General features: G+C 69.4%; 16 protein-coding genes. 10 read left to right on the top strand and 6 right to left on the bottom strand.

Annotated features, from left to right (window positions below):
- Positions 1–290: 290 nt before the first annotated feature.
- The 4 genes from ABZ906_RS43055 (at position 291) to ABZ906_RS43040 (ending at position 4902) form a co-directional block, all read left to right on the top strand.
- Positions 291–473 carry a hypothetical protein gene (locus ABZ906_RS43055; RefSeq protein ID WP_361392403.1) on the top strand — a complete coding sequence of 61 codons (183 nt, stop codon included), beginning with the start codon at positions 291–293 and terminating at the stop codon, positions 471–473.
- A 387-nt stretch (positions 474–860) separates the two neighbouring features.
- Positions 861–1490, top strand: a complete 630-nt coding sequence (locus ABZ906_RS43050; protein ID WP_361392400.1) for a hypothetical protein — start codon at positions 861–863, stop codon at positions 1488–1490.
- A 78-nt stretch (positions 1491–1568) separates the two neighbouring features.
- Positions 1569–2096 (top strand): hypothetical protein, encoded by a 528-nt coding sequence (locus tag ABZ906_RS43045; protein ID WP_361392397.1) that lies wholly within the window; start codon positions 1569–1571, stop codon positions 2094–2096.
- 274 nt (positions 2097–2370) lie between these two features.
- Positions 2371–4902, top strand: a complete 2532-nt coding sequence (locus ABZ906_RS43040) for a Helicase associated domain protein (RefSeq protein ID WP_361392394.1) — start codon at positions 2371–2373, stop codon at positions 4900–4902.
- 231 nt (positions 4903–5133) lie between these two features.
- Here the strand turns inward: ABZ906_RS43040 and ABZ906_RS43035 are convergent, their stop codons facing one another.
- Entirely contained in the window at positions 5134–5394 is a 261-nt protein-coding gene (locus ABZ906_RS43035) for a hypothetical protein (protein WP_361392391.1), read from the bottom strand.
- Between ABZ906_RS43035 and ABZ906_RS43030 the strand changes: the two genes are divergently transcribed.
- From ABZ906_RS43030 to ABZ906_RS43015, 4 genes are read left to right on the top strand one after another with little or no spacing between them, the layout of a single operon-like run.
- The gene (locus ABZ906_RS43030; RefSeq protein ID WP_361392388.1) at positions 5393–5611 is read left to right on the top strand and encodes a hypothetical protein; all 219 of its coding nucleotides are present in this window, start codon (positions 5393–5395) and stop codon (positions 5609–5611) included. The two genes, ABZ906_RS43035 and ABZ906_RS43030, sit on opposite strands and share 2 nt — an antisense overlap.
- A 26-nt stretch (positions 5612–5637) precedes the next feature.
- Positions 5638–5985, top strand: coding sequence for a hypothetical protein (locus tag ABZ906_RS43025; protein ID WP_361392385.1), 348 nt, complete (start codon positions 5638–5640; stop codon positions 5983–5985).
- 34 nt (positions 5986–6019) lie between these two features.
- A complete protein-coding gene (locus tag ABZ906_RS43020) occupies positions 6020–6208 on the top strand; it encodes a hypothetical protein (RefSeq protein ID WP_361392382.1) in 189 nt (62 codons plus the stop codon).
- Between the two features lie 27 nt (positions 6209–6235).
- Positions 6236–6625, top strand: a complete 390-nt coding sequence (locus ABZ906_RS43015; RefSeq protein ID WP_361392379.1) for a hypothetical protein — start codon at positions 6236–6238, stop codon at positions 6623–6625.
- 189 nt (positions 6626–6814) lie between these two features.
- On the opposite strand, the gene ABZ906_RS43010 is transcribed toward ABZ906_RS43015, so the two are convergent.
- Positions 6815–8260: a transcriptional regulator gene (locus ABZ906_RS43010; RefSeq protein WP_361392376.1), complete on the bottom strand. Its 1446-nt coding sequence runs from the start codon at positions 8258–8260 to the stop codon at positions 6815–6817.
- Positions 8261–8851: 591 nt separating this feature from the next.
- On the bottom strand, positions 8852–9148 hold the full coding sequence (locus ABZ906_RS43005; protein ID WP_361392373.1) for a helix-turn-helix transcriptional regulator: 297 nt from the start codon (positions 9146–9148) through the stop codon (positions 8852–8854).
- Positions 9149–9262: 114 nt separating this feature from the next.
- On the opposite strand from ABZ906_RS43005, the gene ABZ906_RS43000 reads away from it, so the two are divergent.
- Entirely contained in the window at positions 9263–9910 is a 648-nt protein-coding gene (locus ABZ906_RS43000) for an HAD family hydrolase (RefSeq protein ID WP_361392370.1), read from the top strand.
- A 4-nt stretch (positions 9911–9914) separates the two neighbouring features.
- Complete coding sequence (locus ABZ906_RS42995) at positions 9915–10754, top strand: DUF1932 domain-containing protein (RefSeq protein ID WP_361392367.1); 840 nt, start codon at positions 9915–9917, stop codon at positions 10752–10754.
- 7 nt (positions 10755–10761) lie between these two features.
- On the opposite strand, the gene ABZ906_RS42990 is transcribed toward ABZ906_RS42995, so the two are convergent.
- The 3 genes from ABZ906_RS42990 to ABZ906_RS42980 all read right to left on the bottom strand — a co-directional run bounded on the left by ABZ906_RS42990 (position 10762) and on the right by ABZ906_RS42980 (position 13301).
- Positions 10762–11331, bottom strand: a complete 570-nt coding sequence (locus ABZ906_RS42990) for a guanylate kinase (protein WP_361392364.1) — start codon at positions 11329–11331, stop codon at positions 10762–10764.
- Entirely contained in the window at positions 11328–12368 is a 1041-nt protein-coding gene (locus ABZ906_RS42985; RefSeq protein WP_361392361.1) for an AAA family ATPase, read from the bottom strand. Before ABZ906_RS42985 ends, ABZ906_RS42990 begins: the two co-directional genes overlap by 4 nt.
- A 180-nt stretch (positions 12369–12548) precedes the next feature.
- Positions 12549–13301 (bottom strand): GntR family transcriptional regulator, encoded by a 753-nt coding sequence (locus ABZ906_RS42980; protein ID WP_361392358.1) that lies wholly within the window; start codon positions 13299–13301, stop codon positions 12549–12551.
- Between the last annotated feature and the right edge of the window lie 43 nt (positions 13302–13344).

The following is a 13344-nucleotide window of genomic DNA, read 5'->3' as shown; positions in this document are numbered from 1 at the left end:
GTCAGGCCAGGGCGGAGGGAACGGATTTCCGGCGTTTGTGTAGCGTGGTTGTTGCGCTCCGTCCTTCGCGCCGTCGGTCGGCATTCGTGCAGCTCAGAGCCGTGCCGATCGTTCGCCTCAATGCTCCCTGGGGTGACTTTGCGCCGTGCGCGGTGTGGCACAAGTCACCTCGCGGCGAGGGTGCTTCTCGTGGCGATCCTGGTGGGAGAACTTCGGCATCTGCATTCACCACGGGGGCCGCGGCTGGCGAAGCAAGACGGCTTCCTTCACAGGTGAAATCCCCTCCGCCCTTGTCCGCGACCAAAGGCATCATGTTCGCGAAGACGCGGTTGTCCATCTCGTCCTCGACCTTCCGCCGCCTCCGCCTTCTGCTTCTTCCGCCAGCTGATGATTCTGGCGAACCGGTTCGTGAACTCGACGAGCAGTACATCGATTCGGCGATGAAGTCGATGAAGAAGTCGAAGCGGTGCTGAACACGTGCCCTTCGGCACACCGGACGATGACGCGCTCCGTCAGGCCCTCGAACTTGCCGCCCGCGTGCAGGACGCCGGTCGTCTCCCGCCTCGTTGTCCGACGAAGTTGTCGTTGACCTCGCGAAGGCACCTCGATGGTGCTACCGGGGTCGCTTTCAGCGGCGTGTCCAGAAATAGATCGGTTCCCGGATACCCCGTGGGGCCGTTCAGCCTGCGGCCCGCCCGCGTGCACTGCGGCCCGGCGCGGAGCGGCAGGCCGGAAACTTACCCCATGGGGTTGCACTTACCCCTTGGGGTAAGTATGTTGTGGGTGTCAGAGGGGTCCAGCCCTCTGACACCCGGCCGGGCGGCCGTCTGAGTGCCTCCCGACAACATCGGAGGGTATCCGTGAACGACGTACAGATCATCCGCTGCACCGAGCCGACCGAGCTGTACCGCCACTACGACGGTCAGTCGGAACCCCAGCCCGCATACATCGAACTCGACACGCAGCACGGCACGCTGCTCGCCGACTACGACTCCGAGGTCGGCGGCGCCGTCCCGTTCTCCGTCCACCACGGCCTGGAGCGGCGCTACGGCATCCCGATCCTCACCGCCGACGCCGCGAACCGCGTTATGCAGGAGATCGCCCCGCTCGCCGAACGCATCATCGCGGGCACCGAGGCGAAGTGGGACGGCAGCAACACCGTCGCGGTCCTGGACGAGGACGCCGGGGCCGCGGAGGAGGAACTCAAGGAGCAGCTGGGCTGCAACATCGGCTACGGCGGCCTCGGCGAAGATAGCCAGGGGTTCCCCGAGAGCGATCTGGTGGCCGTGTGGGACACCGACGGCGCCACCAACGGCAGCGAGGTCGACGACTACGCGATCACCGGCGCCACCACCAATGAGCGTCTCGATGAGATCGAGGCGCAGATCCTGGCCGATCTCGCCGGATGCGGGGACAGCCCGGTCGCCGCCTGCGATGGCCTGGGCGCATACCTGCGCTCGCTGCGAGACGACCTCGCGCAGTCCGACTGACATCCCGTTCACGCCCACTCGTTCACACCCCGCCCCACGCCAGTGGGAGCGGGGTGCCCGGCCGCAGGAGCACCACCGATGCAATCCGAATTCCAGCGGCAGCTGACCGCTGCCGCCGCCCGCATCCAGTACGGCAGTGACGAGCGCACCGCCGGCGCCGACGACAAGGCGCGGGCGATCGCGCAGGAAGCGGCCCGCCGTGGCCGCGGCGGGGCCAAGCAGCTCGCCGACGAACTCGGGGTGAGCGAGAAGACCGTCTCGCAGGCCATCGCCCGCGCCCGCATGCTTCCCGCTGACCCGGGCCGCACGCTGCCGTCCGACACCCTGGAGCGGCTGCTGGCAGCCGAGTTGGAGTCGCTGGCGCCCCTGCCCCTGCTCCAGTGGCAGGCGCTGGCCTTCCTCGTGCGCGGCACGGTCATCGACGTCGTCTGGGTCGAGCAGCCCGGCGAACTCCTCGCCCAGGAGGTCGAGGACGCCGAGCTGGACGACGCCTGTGAGCCCGCCGCGCTGGCCCGGTCCTGCCGGGGCTGGAGCCGGGCGCAGGGTCTGGCGGTCATCGACGCCTGCCAGCGCGGCGACATCGAGGCCCTGCCCGCCCGAGGGTGAGGCGCCGGCCCGAACCGCGCGCCGTGCCGGTTCGGGCACACCGAGACCACCACGGAGGCATGTGTGCGGGGAGCGGTGCGAGCAGGTGCGCGGCCGCGATGGCAGGCGCAGGAGGAACCCCGACAGCAGCGCGGCAGCATCGCCCGGCTGCGCAAGAGCACGCCGTGCGGCCGGACGTGGTCCGCCCGCACGCCACCCCGGCCCGGCATACGGCCGTCTTGCGGTTACCGGCGCCCGGGCGTCACGACGCAGTTCCGGAAGGGATGAGCAGATCATGACGGCACCGGCCCGGGGTGTTCCCCCGCTGCGTCCCTATCAGCAGGAAGCGGTCGATGCGATCACCGCCGTGCTGCACGAGGAGGGCCGCGGACAGCTGCACGCGGCGTGCGGATCCGGCAAGACCCTCATGGCCGCCATGAGCGCGGCCCGACTGGTGCCCGGCGACGGCCTGCTCGTGGTGGTGGCGCCGTCCCTGGCCCTGGTCGCCCAGACCATCCGGCAATGGGAGGCGTTCTGCCCCGCGGACGCGGTGCTGGCGGTGTGCAGCGACGACACGGTCATCGACTCCCCCGCCCGCCTCGATGACATCTGCGCGCAGACCACCACCAGCGCGCAGGACGTCCTCGACTGGCTGCGCCGCACCCGCGGCCGGTGTCTGGTGGTGGCCACCTACCGCTCCGCGCACCGTCTCGCCGAGGCCCTGCGTACCGCGGGTGTGACGGCAGACCTGGCCGTGCATGACGAGGCTCACCACCTGGCGGGCCGCGCCGACTTCACCACGCGCCGCATCCTGGACTCGGCCTTCTTCCCGGCCCGGCGCCGGTTGTTCATGACCGCCACCCCGCGCGTCGACGACGTGAGGGCCGAAACCAGCAGCGGCCTGACGATGTCCGACGCCACCCTCTTCGGGCCCGTCCTTTACCACTACCCGTGGGCCAGGGCGATCAGCGAAGGCCACCTCAACGACTACCGGGTCGTGATCATGGGGGTCACCCAGCACCAGATGCTCGAACTGCTTCGCGACGACGAACACCATCACGTCGAGGCCCCCGGCGCCCCGGACCTGCGCACCCTGGCCGCCCAGACGGTCCTCGCCAAGGCCGCCCGCCAGTACGGGCTGCGCCGCGTCCTCGTCTTCTGCCACCGCCTGGACACCGCCCACGAGTTCGCCCGCTCCCTGCCCTCCACCCTGGACCGCCTCGATGCCGGCAGCCGCCCGGAGGGCAGCGTCCACGCCGAGCGGATCACCGGAAGCCACACCCACGCCCAACGCGAGCGCATCCTGGACAACCTGCGCCAGCCGCCCGGCGCATGGACCGCCCTGGCCAACGTGCGCTGCCTGTCCGAGGGCGTAGACGTCCCGGCCATCGACGGCGTGCTGTTCGCCCACCCCAAGAAGTCCCAGGTCGACATCGTGCAGGCAGTCGGCCGCGCGCTGCGCCGTGCCGGCACAGGCCAGAGCACCGCAACGGTGATCCTGCCGCTGGTCGTGCCCGACTCCACCGAGGAGATCGGCGACCTGGAACCGGGCGACTTCCGCACCCTGTGGCAGGTGCTGCGTGCGCTGCGCGCCCACGACGAGACCCTGGGCATCGAACTCGACACCCAGCGCTCCTACGAGGCGACCTCCAGCCCGCAGCTGCCCGGCCGCATCACGCTGTGCCTGCCGCCGGGCTCCACCGACGGTCTCCTGGCCCAGCTCACCGCCCTGACAGTGCGGCAGACCACCTCCTCCTGGTGGGCCGGCTACGGGCATGCCCGCGCCCACGCCGAAGAGCACGGCCACCTGTCCGTGCGCACCGACCACGTCACCGCGGACGGATTCAACCTGGGGCGCTGGATCATCAACGCCCGCCAGCACCGGCGCAAGGGATGGCTGCGGCCCGACCGCATCGAGGCCCTCGACAAGCTGGGCATGCTCTGGGACACCCCCGAGCTGCCCTGGCACCGGTTCCTGGACGAACTGCGCGCCTTCCACACCCAGTTCGGTCACGCCCTGGTCCCGCAGAACTACACCAGCCCCGGCGGCTACCGCCTCGGCAGCAAGGTCAACACCACCCGCACCAGGCCCCACCGGGTGCCCGAATTCGTCCGCCGCACCCTCGACGACCTCGGCATGGTGTGGAACACCCGTGACCTGCGCTGGCAGCAGCTGCACACCGCATGCCTGCAGTACGCCGCCGAGCACGGCCGGCTCCTCGTGCCCCCCTCCTACACCGCCCCGGACGGCTATCCCCTGGGCGTGCGTCTCAAGCAGGTCCGCCGCGCTTTCGTGGAAGGCCGGCTGGATCCCGCCGAGCAGGTCTCCCTGGAGGAGCTCGGCATGGTCTTCGCCACCGGCAGCGACCGGGCCTGGGGCGAGTTCCTCGCCGCCTGCGACCGTTACACCGCGGCCCACGGCAGCCTCGCCACGGTCGAGAAGGCCTACGTCGACGACACTGGCTACCGCCTGGGAGCCACCGTCTCCTACTACCGCAACCTCAACAACGGCACGAAATCCGGCGGCATCCCGGCCCAGCGCCGTGCGGCACTCGACGCCCGGGGCATGGTCTGGCGGCGGGCCCCCGTACGCGACGTGCACCCCGGTGAAGCCGAACGCCTGCGAGGCCTCGCAGGCTCCGCACTCGGAGCCGCCATCGTGCAGCTGGTCGACAAGGAGGGGGTCACCCAGACCAGCATCGCCGGCGTGCTGGGGATCAGCCCCACCTACATCACCACCAAGACCAAGCTCTTCAGGCAGACCGGCCGCTGGCCCCAGCGAGCCACCCGGCCGGCGAACCGGGACACCAGCGGCACAGAGAGCTGACACGGCCACGCGCGGAAGTTCCCGGACATCGACGCGGGTGATCTGTGGCCGTCGAATCCTTTCGCGGGCGGGCGCTGAGTGCCGGATCCGGACAGTCGATTGCCGCTGACGGGAATCGCGCCAGGCCAAGAGAAGGGCGTAAAGAATCATGGCGCCCCCCTTCCCTAGGTGTATTAGATTTCATACAGTCGCTTGTATTGAAGTTCATACCCCAGGGAGAGAGTCACCGTGTTAGCCACCCTCGTCAGCGCCGCCCTCGCCATCCTCGCCACGCTGCTGGGTGCGATCGTGTCCGGACGGTTCCAGGAGCGCGCCGCCGAACGGTCGGTGCGTGTGAGCCACGGCGAGGCGATCCGCCGCGACCGGTTGGAGGCCGTCACCGCCCTTGCCTGCGCCGTCAGCGACCATCGCCGGGCGATTGGGATGCGCGCCCATGCCGTCCTCACCGAGGCCGGGTCCGAGCGGATCGAGGCCTTGCGCGGCGAGCCACATGACCCGGTCCGCCGTCAACCGGCCGTGTCTCGCGCTGCGGGTGCTCATCGAGGACCAGGCAGTGCGCGCCGCGGCCGACGAGATGATCACGCTGACCTACGCGCTGCGCGACCCGTACGCCACCAGCCAGGACCTGGACGCCGCCCGCGAGGCGGCCAAGGTCGCACACGATGCCTTCGTCGACACCGCCGCCGGCTACCTCGGCCGGACCGCCTGAGCCCCGACATTCGAGAGAGGCCCGTCATGGAGCGCACGTCCACGGAGATCGTGAAGGCCGCCGACATCACCGCCATCGAGACCAGCACCGACCGGGGTGCCGTCGACAGCGAGCTCACGTACCTGGCGCCGGCGGCGGCCGCCGCGCTGGGGTTGCTCGCCGACGCCATCAAGCGGGGCACCGCCGACCGGGAGACCGTCGTCCGGGCCCTGAAGGAGGCCGCCGTTCACGAGCGATTCGCCGACGTCCTGGAGGCCGCGTCCGAGGACGTGATGCACGGGGCCGAGGACCCGTACGACTGCGACGCACGGCTGGATGCCGACAACTTCTCGGGCGCGGCCTCCGAGGTCCGCCGCCTCTTCCGCTGGCTGTAGCCCGCCGCCGCCCGACACCACCGAGGGAGACACCGTGTTCACCGGAACCGCCGAAGAACTCCGCGCCCGCCAGACACAGGCCCGGGAGCTCGCGCAGGAGGCTGCTGCCCTGCTGAACCAGATCGACGCCCTGGGCCTGGGCGCCTGCGCCGGAGAGGTGACCACTCCTGGCGGCGTCATCCGCAGCTGGCCCGATGAAGGCTGGACGGTCACCGACCGCTGACCGATCCACCAGAGAAAGGAGACCGCGGTGAGCACCGATCCCGCGCACCCCGACGACCACCAGGAGCAGCTCCTGGTCCCGCTCGCCGCCGAGGACGTGGTCGCACTCGGCAGCGACGGCGAGCAGCTGGCCGCGCTGTTCGCCACCGCGCTGCACGGGCTGGCGCTGCTGCGCACGGGCCGGGCGAGCGTCGCCGAGCTCGAGGCCGCCATCGACGGCACTACCGGGCTGCTGGAGCGGCTGGAGGCCGTACGGGACGCCTCGCTGCGCCAGCCTGCCGCCAGGCATGTCTCGCACGCCGCCCTGGCGAAGGCGATGCACCTGGAGAGCCGTGCGACCGCGCAGTCCCGCCGCCGCACGCTGCTGAACAAGCCGGTAGGCGACCTGGAACGGTGGGCCACCGGCACCACCGAATGATCGTGCAGCGCAGCCCGCTATCCGTGCAGCGCCCGTATCCCGACCGGGGCCGGCCTTCGCCGGGCATCACTGTCTGGCACCCCCGAACCGTCCGCACCCGCTCCCCGCCGTGCTCGGCCAGCTGCGGCGCCCTCACGCGTTCGCGCGGAACCGGCTGGCGGGGCTGCCAACTCGCGCAGTAAACGCCTCCTACCGCCCCACGGCCATCAGCGAGCTGCGGCTGCCGCTCGCCAGACGACGAGCACGCTGCACCAAGCCGGCGCCGTAGATCCGCTCAGCGGCCGCCTGCCCGGAAGCGTCGACCGTGGACGTGACGAGCGTCGTCTCGCCCCGCATGAATTCGCCCCACGCAGTCGACCTGAGATCCGCACGCTCCTCCGCACTGAGATCATCTACTCCGGTCACGGAATCGGCGCCCACAAGGACACCGTCGCCCTCGAACAGCCGCGGGCGAGGCGCGAACGCCTCAGCGACCATGCGGCGCACCGACTCGCTGCGCGGTGCCTGCCAGGCGCCCTCCCACTCCTGATGACGGGCCCGCCCTGCCCGCCGGGAGTCCCGGTATGCCTGGACAGCACGCTCCCGGCCCTCCTCCGTCGGCCACAGCGCCACCGCACCGGCCAGCCGCCCGGCGAGGAAACCCGACGGACGGTGCACGGTCCCCGGGACATCGGCGCAGTCCAGGAACGCGATCACCTGGTCGGCCGTCCAGCCCGCGTCCGAGACCTCCTTGAGGATCCAGGCGATCCGGGGCACAAGAGCCCGGACCATCCACGGCACCCGGCGGATCAGCTCCGAGGCCAGCTGGTAACGGCGCCCCACCGCGTTGAGCTTCCGGCGGCCGCGCTTGGGCTTCTTCGGGGCGGGGGAATCGTTCTGCCCGCTTGCGAGCTTGCTCTCAGGGGGGAAGGAGGTAGTTCCCGCAGAAGAAGCACTGCGGGAACTACCCCACATTGGGGTGCAACGCCCACCCGGAACAGCCGTCGCAACACCCAGGCCAGCACCCCTGCGGGCACCCCTCGCCGGAGCCTTCGAAGATGACTTCGCCCGCCGCTTGCGCACCTTCCGGGCAGCCTTCTTCGCCAGCGCGGCCAACAGCTTTCGGCCGGCCTCCGCGATCCCCGTCATCCGCCGCCCGGTGCCCTCCCCCGCCGTACGGACGCCCAACGCCACATCGAATTCCGGCGGCACCATCCGCGCGAACTCCGACGCCTGCGCGGGCGCACCGCGGATCCGCGTGCCCCGCACCACGTACGCGAGCAGCCCGGACTCCCGAAGCATCCCCAGGTGGTACTCCACCGACCGCTCCGACAGCCCGGTGCGCCGCACCAGGTACTCGATGCCCGGGCGGCACGGAGAGAGCCGTGCGAGCTCCTGGGCGACAAGCACGGTCGTTGGCCCGAAGGAGCGCGGCCCGTGCGACCGGTGCCGCCGTGGCTCGTACAGCCCGGACCCCGCCACCCAGTGCACCGCCTGCATCCAGGAATAGCCGTCCGGCGCGATCCGGCCCGTCGATGCGGTCAGCCACTGGCTCGCATCCGGCACGTACAGGACAGGCAGCACGGGGAGCGCATCGTCGATCGACGGACGCGGGGCAGGAAGCAGTGCGGCGACCGGCGCCGCCACGCCGCTCACCGGTTCACCATCCCGAAAGCGCTGCTCTGGTGGCTTCCTACCGGAAATCCACCATCCTGATTAAAACGCGCATAGCTAAATGAACCGGACGCCGATCCCGTCACACGGGAAGCCCGAGGGGGCCGAACCGGCGTGAAACGGACAGGGTCAAGCTGACAGAAGACACCAACCTCGTGCACTATGAGAAAGACCTGCCTCCATACGGCTGGACCGACCGGAGCCCTCGGGCCCGGACGAACCAGATGTGCGGATGTGTCGGGTAGCCCCCTTCGCGAGAAGCGGGCGGAAACCGATCGGGCTGGGGGAGATTTCTCCTCTCTTCTCGGTTCCGGTGAATCGCGAAGCCCCTGTGGTGGGGGCCGTGATGAAACCGGGGTGCTGTCTACGGCTGTGGTGGCCGTGGTGAGTGGCCGGTGGTGGCCCTGGTAAGGGGCCGGTATAGGAATGTGCGGCTCAGTGAGCCGCGGCTCAGAACCAGCGGTAACTGGGATCTGAGCAGCCGACGCGGGTGGTTAATCCGGTCGGTAGACGGGCCGCGCGAGGCCGGCGGGTGGTAAATCCGCCCCTGGCGCGCGGCCGATGGCCGCTAGGTCATCCCGACCCCCTGGAATCAGAGGCCGGCGTCGGCATGCCCTCATCCGCTTTCGCGGCCCCGGGAAAGCGTTCCGCAAGCCGTTTGAGGAAGTGCGCGTACCTCAAACGGTTGCCGCGGTGGGGCTTGGTGAGCCCTGCCTCCCACCGTGCGACGGCGACACGCTGCACGCCGATGGCGTCGGCGACCTCCGCCTGGGTGAGGCCAGCGGCAATGCGCAGCTGCTGCCGAACAGAAGGCGGCGGGAGCGTGGCGTCATCCACCAGAGCATCAACTCGACGCAGCGGATCCGACACCGCAGCCTCCATCCTGAGAAACAGTCCCTGAAAAGATACATGAATTGATCTCTGCGGGGGGAGCGGCCTCGCCGGGAAGAGCGACGTGTTGACCGGCGGGTAGGGTCCGTGACTGTGTCCCGCCTCGTGTTCTTCGACCTGGACGGCACGCTGACCGACCGTCAATCCGCGCTCAGCGATGCCGTGGCCGTTCTGTGCCGCGCGCACACCTTCGCACCGGACATTGAGCGATGGCTGCTCACCGAGCTCGCCGACCGCGCAAGCGCTAACGACTTCACCCGGCTGAGGGACACCTTCGACCTGCAGCAGTCCCCCGTGTTGCTGTGGCAGGACTACGTCAGTTTCATGGCTGGCGCCGTCACCTGCCGACCCGACGTCATCGAGGGCCTGGCCCAACTGCACGCGGCCGCGTGGACAGTCGGCGTCATCACCAACGGGGCCAGTGACATCCAGCGAGCCAAACTCGCCGCGACCGGTCTTGCCGACCTCGTCGATGGCGTCGCCGTCTCCGGTGATCTGGAGATCCGCAAACCAGACCTGCGTCTCTTCCAACTTGCGTCCATACGCTGCGGCGTGAACCTCGCAGACGGCGGCTGGATGGTCGGCGACAACGCGACCGGGGACATCGGCGGCGGCCATGGGGCTGGCCTGCGCACCATCTGGCTGCGCGGCAGCCCCTGGCCCGACGGTGTTCCTGCCGCTGACCACGTCGTTGATGACGTCACTGACGCCATCAACATTCTGCTCGAGGAGACGGAGTAGCACTATGGACCAGCCGACCGTTGGCATTCTCCACCCCGGCAGCATGGGCGCTGCCGTCGCCGCTTGCGCCGCGACCAACGCGTCCCAGGTCCTGTGGTGCGCAGCCGGGCGCAGTCCCGCATCTGCGGCACGCGCCGACCAGTTCGGACTGACGCCCGTGGCCACACTGGCCGAACTGCTGGACCGCGCCGACGTCGTCATCAGTCTCTGCCCGCCGGCTGCAGCCGAGGAGCTCGCCCGCGAGGTCGCGAGGCACCGTTTTGTCGGGACGTACGCGGAGGCGAACGCGATCAACCCCGAGCGGACGCAGCGGATCGCCACGCTGCTCGAACCGGCCGCGACCGTCGTAGACGGTGGGGTTGTCGGTTCTCCGCCGGTGCGCGGCAAGACACCTACCCTGTACCTGTCCGGCCCGCACGCCGCGACCGAGAGGATCGCGACGCTGTTCACGGGCACCGCCGTCCGGACGGAGGTGCTGGGTACGGAGATCGGCAAGGCATCCGCGTTGAAGCTGGCGTACGCCAGCTTCCAGAAGACCTCGCGCGTGCTGGTTGCGCTCGCGGTCGGCATGGCGCGCGAGCACGGTGTCGACCAAGAGCTCGTCGAGGTCGCATCCCGGCGCTCCGACTCGTACCTCGCGGAACCGCAGTACGTGGCCAAGACGGCGGCACGAGCCTGGCGCTGGGGCCCGGAGCTGGAGGAAGCCGCCGACACGCTCGCGGCCGCCGGTCTCCCGCCTGAGATGTTGCGAGCAGCCGCATCCACGCTGGAACGGTGGCACGACGTTAAGGACGAGGGCGAGCTCACGCTCACCGACGCTCTGGACCGACTCGCCCGGCCGTAGCCCACGCTCATGCTTGCGCCGCCCCCGCCCGCTGCGCCAGCAGCTGGTCGATTAGCCGCGCCGCTTCCTGTGGCGCCGACGCTGTGGTGTCCACGGTCAGGCCCCAGACCATGTCCGGGTGTGCGCCCAGGTCCGCGCAGGTCGCGTCCCACGCCGCCAGCCGCGCCGTGGTGTCGCTGTCTCCCCGGTCCGCGGACCGCTCAGCGGTCGTCTCGCGCGGGCACCACAGCAGCACCTGAGACCAGTTGGCCGGGTAGCCGTCGACCAAGGCCCGGATGCCGTCGACCTGCCCGATGTGCACCACCGGCACCCCGGCCTCGAACGCTGCATCCAGGCCGGGCTTGTCGATGACGTACGTGTTGCCGTAGCGGCTGTTCGCGTAGAGGACGCCGCCCGCGGCCTTTAGCTCGTCCAGCTCCTCCGCTGTGCCCATCCGGTAGCCGACTGACTTGCCTGTCCCCACCTTGAGCCGCGCGAACTGCGTGTACTTCGAACTCAGCTCGGCCAGCGCGGTGGTGACGGTGTCCTTGCCCGACGCTGGAGGGCCGTACAGGATCACGCCCTGCTTCGACTTCACGCGTACATCGCCCTCATCGCCTGCCGGGCTTGGTCCGCGAGTGTCACCGCGGTGCCCAGCCGGTTGTCGACGACCAGGTGCGGCACCGCCGGACGTAGCTCCAGGTCGATCGTGGCCATGTATTCGTCCCACCGCGTCAGCTTCCAGGCGTCTCGGGCCGCAGAGCGGAATCCGATGTACTCGCGCATCGACTCCTCGTCACAGCTCACCCACACCGGGAAGACGTCGACACCCATCGATCCCGCGCGATTGGTCAGGCGCTGCATCCACGCCGGGTCGGTCATCTCCGCGATGAACGGCGCGGTCAGCACGGTGCTGATGCCGCACTTGATATTGGCCATGGCCGACTGCATCAGGCAGTCGTACTCCACCGGCCGGGCCTGCTTCCGGTAGAGCTCGGTGTGCCTGTCGTTCGCGTCACCGCCTAGGGCGACTAGGAGGCGTTCCACGAGTGGGCGGGTAAGCGGGTCCTTGTCGAGCAGAGGCCAGCCGGTGAGCTGGACGAAGAAGCGGGCGAGCTCAGTCTTCCCGCTGCCGGCGAACCCACCGACCAGGATGAGCACTGGGCGGTGCGGATCCCCGCCCGTGTGCCGACGTTTCCACGCGTCGATGATGCGTTGCTGCAAGTCGAAGTGGTTTGCCTCGCCTGAGCCCCCTGGGGCGATGCGATGAATCGCCCGCTCAACAGCCAGGACATGTGCGCCGTTGAGGCGGTCGTCCATCGGCGTGATCTTGAACGACGATTCCTCGCCAGGGAGAGCAGTGCGAAATCCCAGGTCGGGCTCCGTGGCCCGATAGAGAAGGCAGTAGGCGCGCCGGTAGTGCGGGCCAGGGAAGACCTCGCCTTGCTCGTGCTGCCACAAGGTCTGGGGGTTCGCGGCAGGGATGCCCTTGAGCTTGGCCTGCTCGGCTACCTCCCGGAGGCGCTCTCCAGCCTTCTCCAAGGTCAGGCCATGGGCCTCGCGTTGCTCGCGCAGCCGGTCCGGCCTCCACCCCGCACGTTGCTTCCCCACCCTCTGCCCCTCCGTCATCGTCATGGCCGCGAGCCTAGAGCTCAGGCCCCAAACCCCATGTGTATGTGGATGTTGAAAACCCGTGAACGAAAGTGCGCACGGGCTTCGACAAGGCTCTGTGATGTTCCGTCGCACTCGGCGCGACTGTGATGGCTCCCACACGACGAACAGTCATGAGGGGGCATCGTGGTCGACTTCGATGGCTCATGCATCGAACGCGTATTCCAAGATGTATGCCGCGCTGTCCAGCGTCATTTCGTTGACTTCGACCGCTTGAAGATCCGCGTCGTAAGCCGTTCGACACAGCTTGATGACCGGTCGCTCCAACGGCATACCGAGTCCTTCGGCTTCTTCGGCGACGGGAAGTCTGCAGCGGATTTCCTCGCGGAAGTGCACGGGGCTGTGGCCAAGCTCAGCGAGCCGGGCGTACGTACCGCCTTCACCGGTGTCGACACGCATGATCGCCGTGCCTTCGACCAGTCCGAGGGGGAGGTAGGAAGTCGCGAGCATGACCGTCCTGTCGGCCAGAACGAAGCGGCGGGATCGCGCGCACACGGGCCCGGCCTCATCGAGCTCCAGCATGCGGGCGATGTGCGCTGGAACCGGAACGGTGTCGACTCGGACATCAATCGTGACCGGGCGCTCTTCGTCGGCGGACCAGATGGATTTGCCAGCCCCCCAATGCTCACGGGCGAGCCGCTGGATGCCGTGACGCCGGATCGGGCGGAACTCGATGACGCGGGCGCCAGCGCCCCGCTTCGATTCCACCAGGCCCTCGATCCGCAGGATCTTGAGCGCCTGACGGGCGGTGAGAACAGCAACTTGGTACTGAGCGGCGAGCGCGCTCTCGCCCGGAAGCCGATCACCGGGCCCGTAGTTGCCGGTCTCGATCGCCGCCTTCAGGTCGTCGGCAATCCGCTGGTATTTGGGCCGCTGCGCGCCCGTCTCACTCGTCATGCATCTCCCTACCTCGTTAGCGATCCTACGGCCGCTGGCTATC

Origin of the sequence: Streptomyces sp. NPDC046925 (genome assembly GCF_040644915.1) — a bacterium.
Lineage (GTDB): Bacteria > Actinomycetota > Actinomycetes > Streptomycetales > Streptomycetaceae > Streptomyces.
The sequence above is the reverse complement of the archived record's forward strand: the minus strand, read 5'-3'. Positions and strand labels throughout refer to the sequence as shown.

Excerpts from the sequence above, each read along its gene's own strand:
- ABZ906_RS43045 (WP_361392397.1), top strand. The coding sequence starts at position 1,569 with ATGCAATCCGAATTCCAGCGGCAGCTGACCGCTGCCGCCGCCCGCATC.
- ABZ906_RS43040 (WP_361392394.1), top strand. The coding sequence starts at position 2,371 with ATGACGGCACCGGCCCGGGGTGTTCCCCCGCTGCGTCCCTATCAGCAG.
- ABZ906_RS43030 (WP_361392388.1), top strand. The coding sequence starts at position 5,393 with ATGACCCGGTCCGCCGTCAACCGGCCGTGTCTCGCGCTGCGGGTGCTC.
- ABZ906_RS43035 (WP_361392391.1), bottom strand. The coding sequence starts at position 5,394 with ATGTGGCTCGCCGCGCAAGGCCTCGATCCGCTCGGACCCGGCCTCGGT.
- ABZ906_RS43025 (WP_361392385.1), top strand. The coding sequence starts at position 5,638 with ATGGAGCGCACGTCCACGGAGATCGTGAAGGCCGCCGACATCACCGCC.
- ABZ906_RS42995 (WP_361392367.1), top strand. The coding sequence starts at position 9,915 with ATGGACCAGCCGACCGTTGGCATTCTCCACCCCGGCAGCATGGGCGCT.
- ABZ906_RS42985 (WP_361392361.1), bottom strand. The coding sequence starts at position 12,368 with ATGACGATGACGGAGGGGCAGAGGGTGGGGAAGCAACGTGCGGGGTGG.
- ABZ906_RS42980 (WP_361392358.1), bottom strand. The coding sequence starts at position 13,301 with ATGACGAGTGAGACGGGCGCGCAGCGGCCCAAATACCAGCGGATTGCC.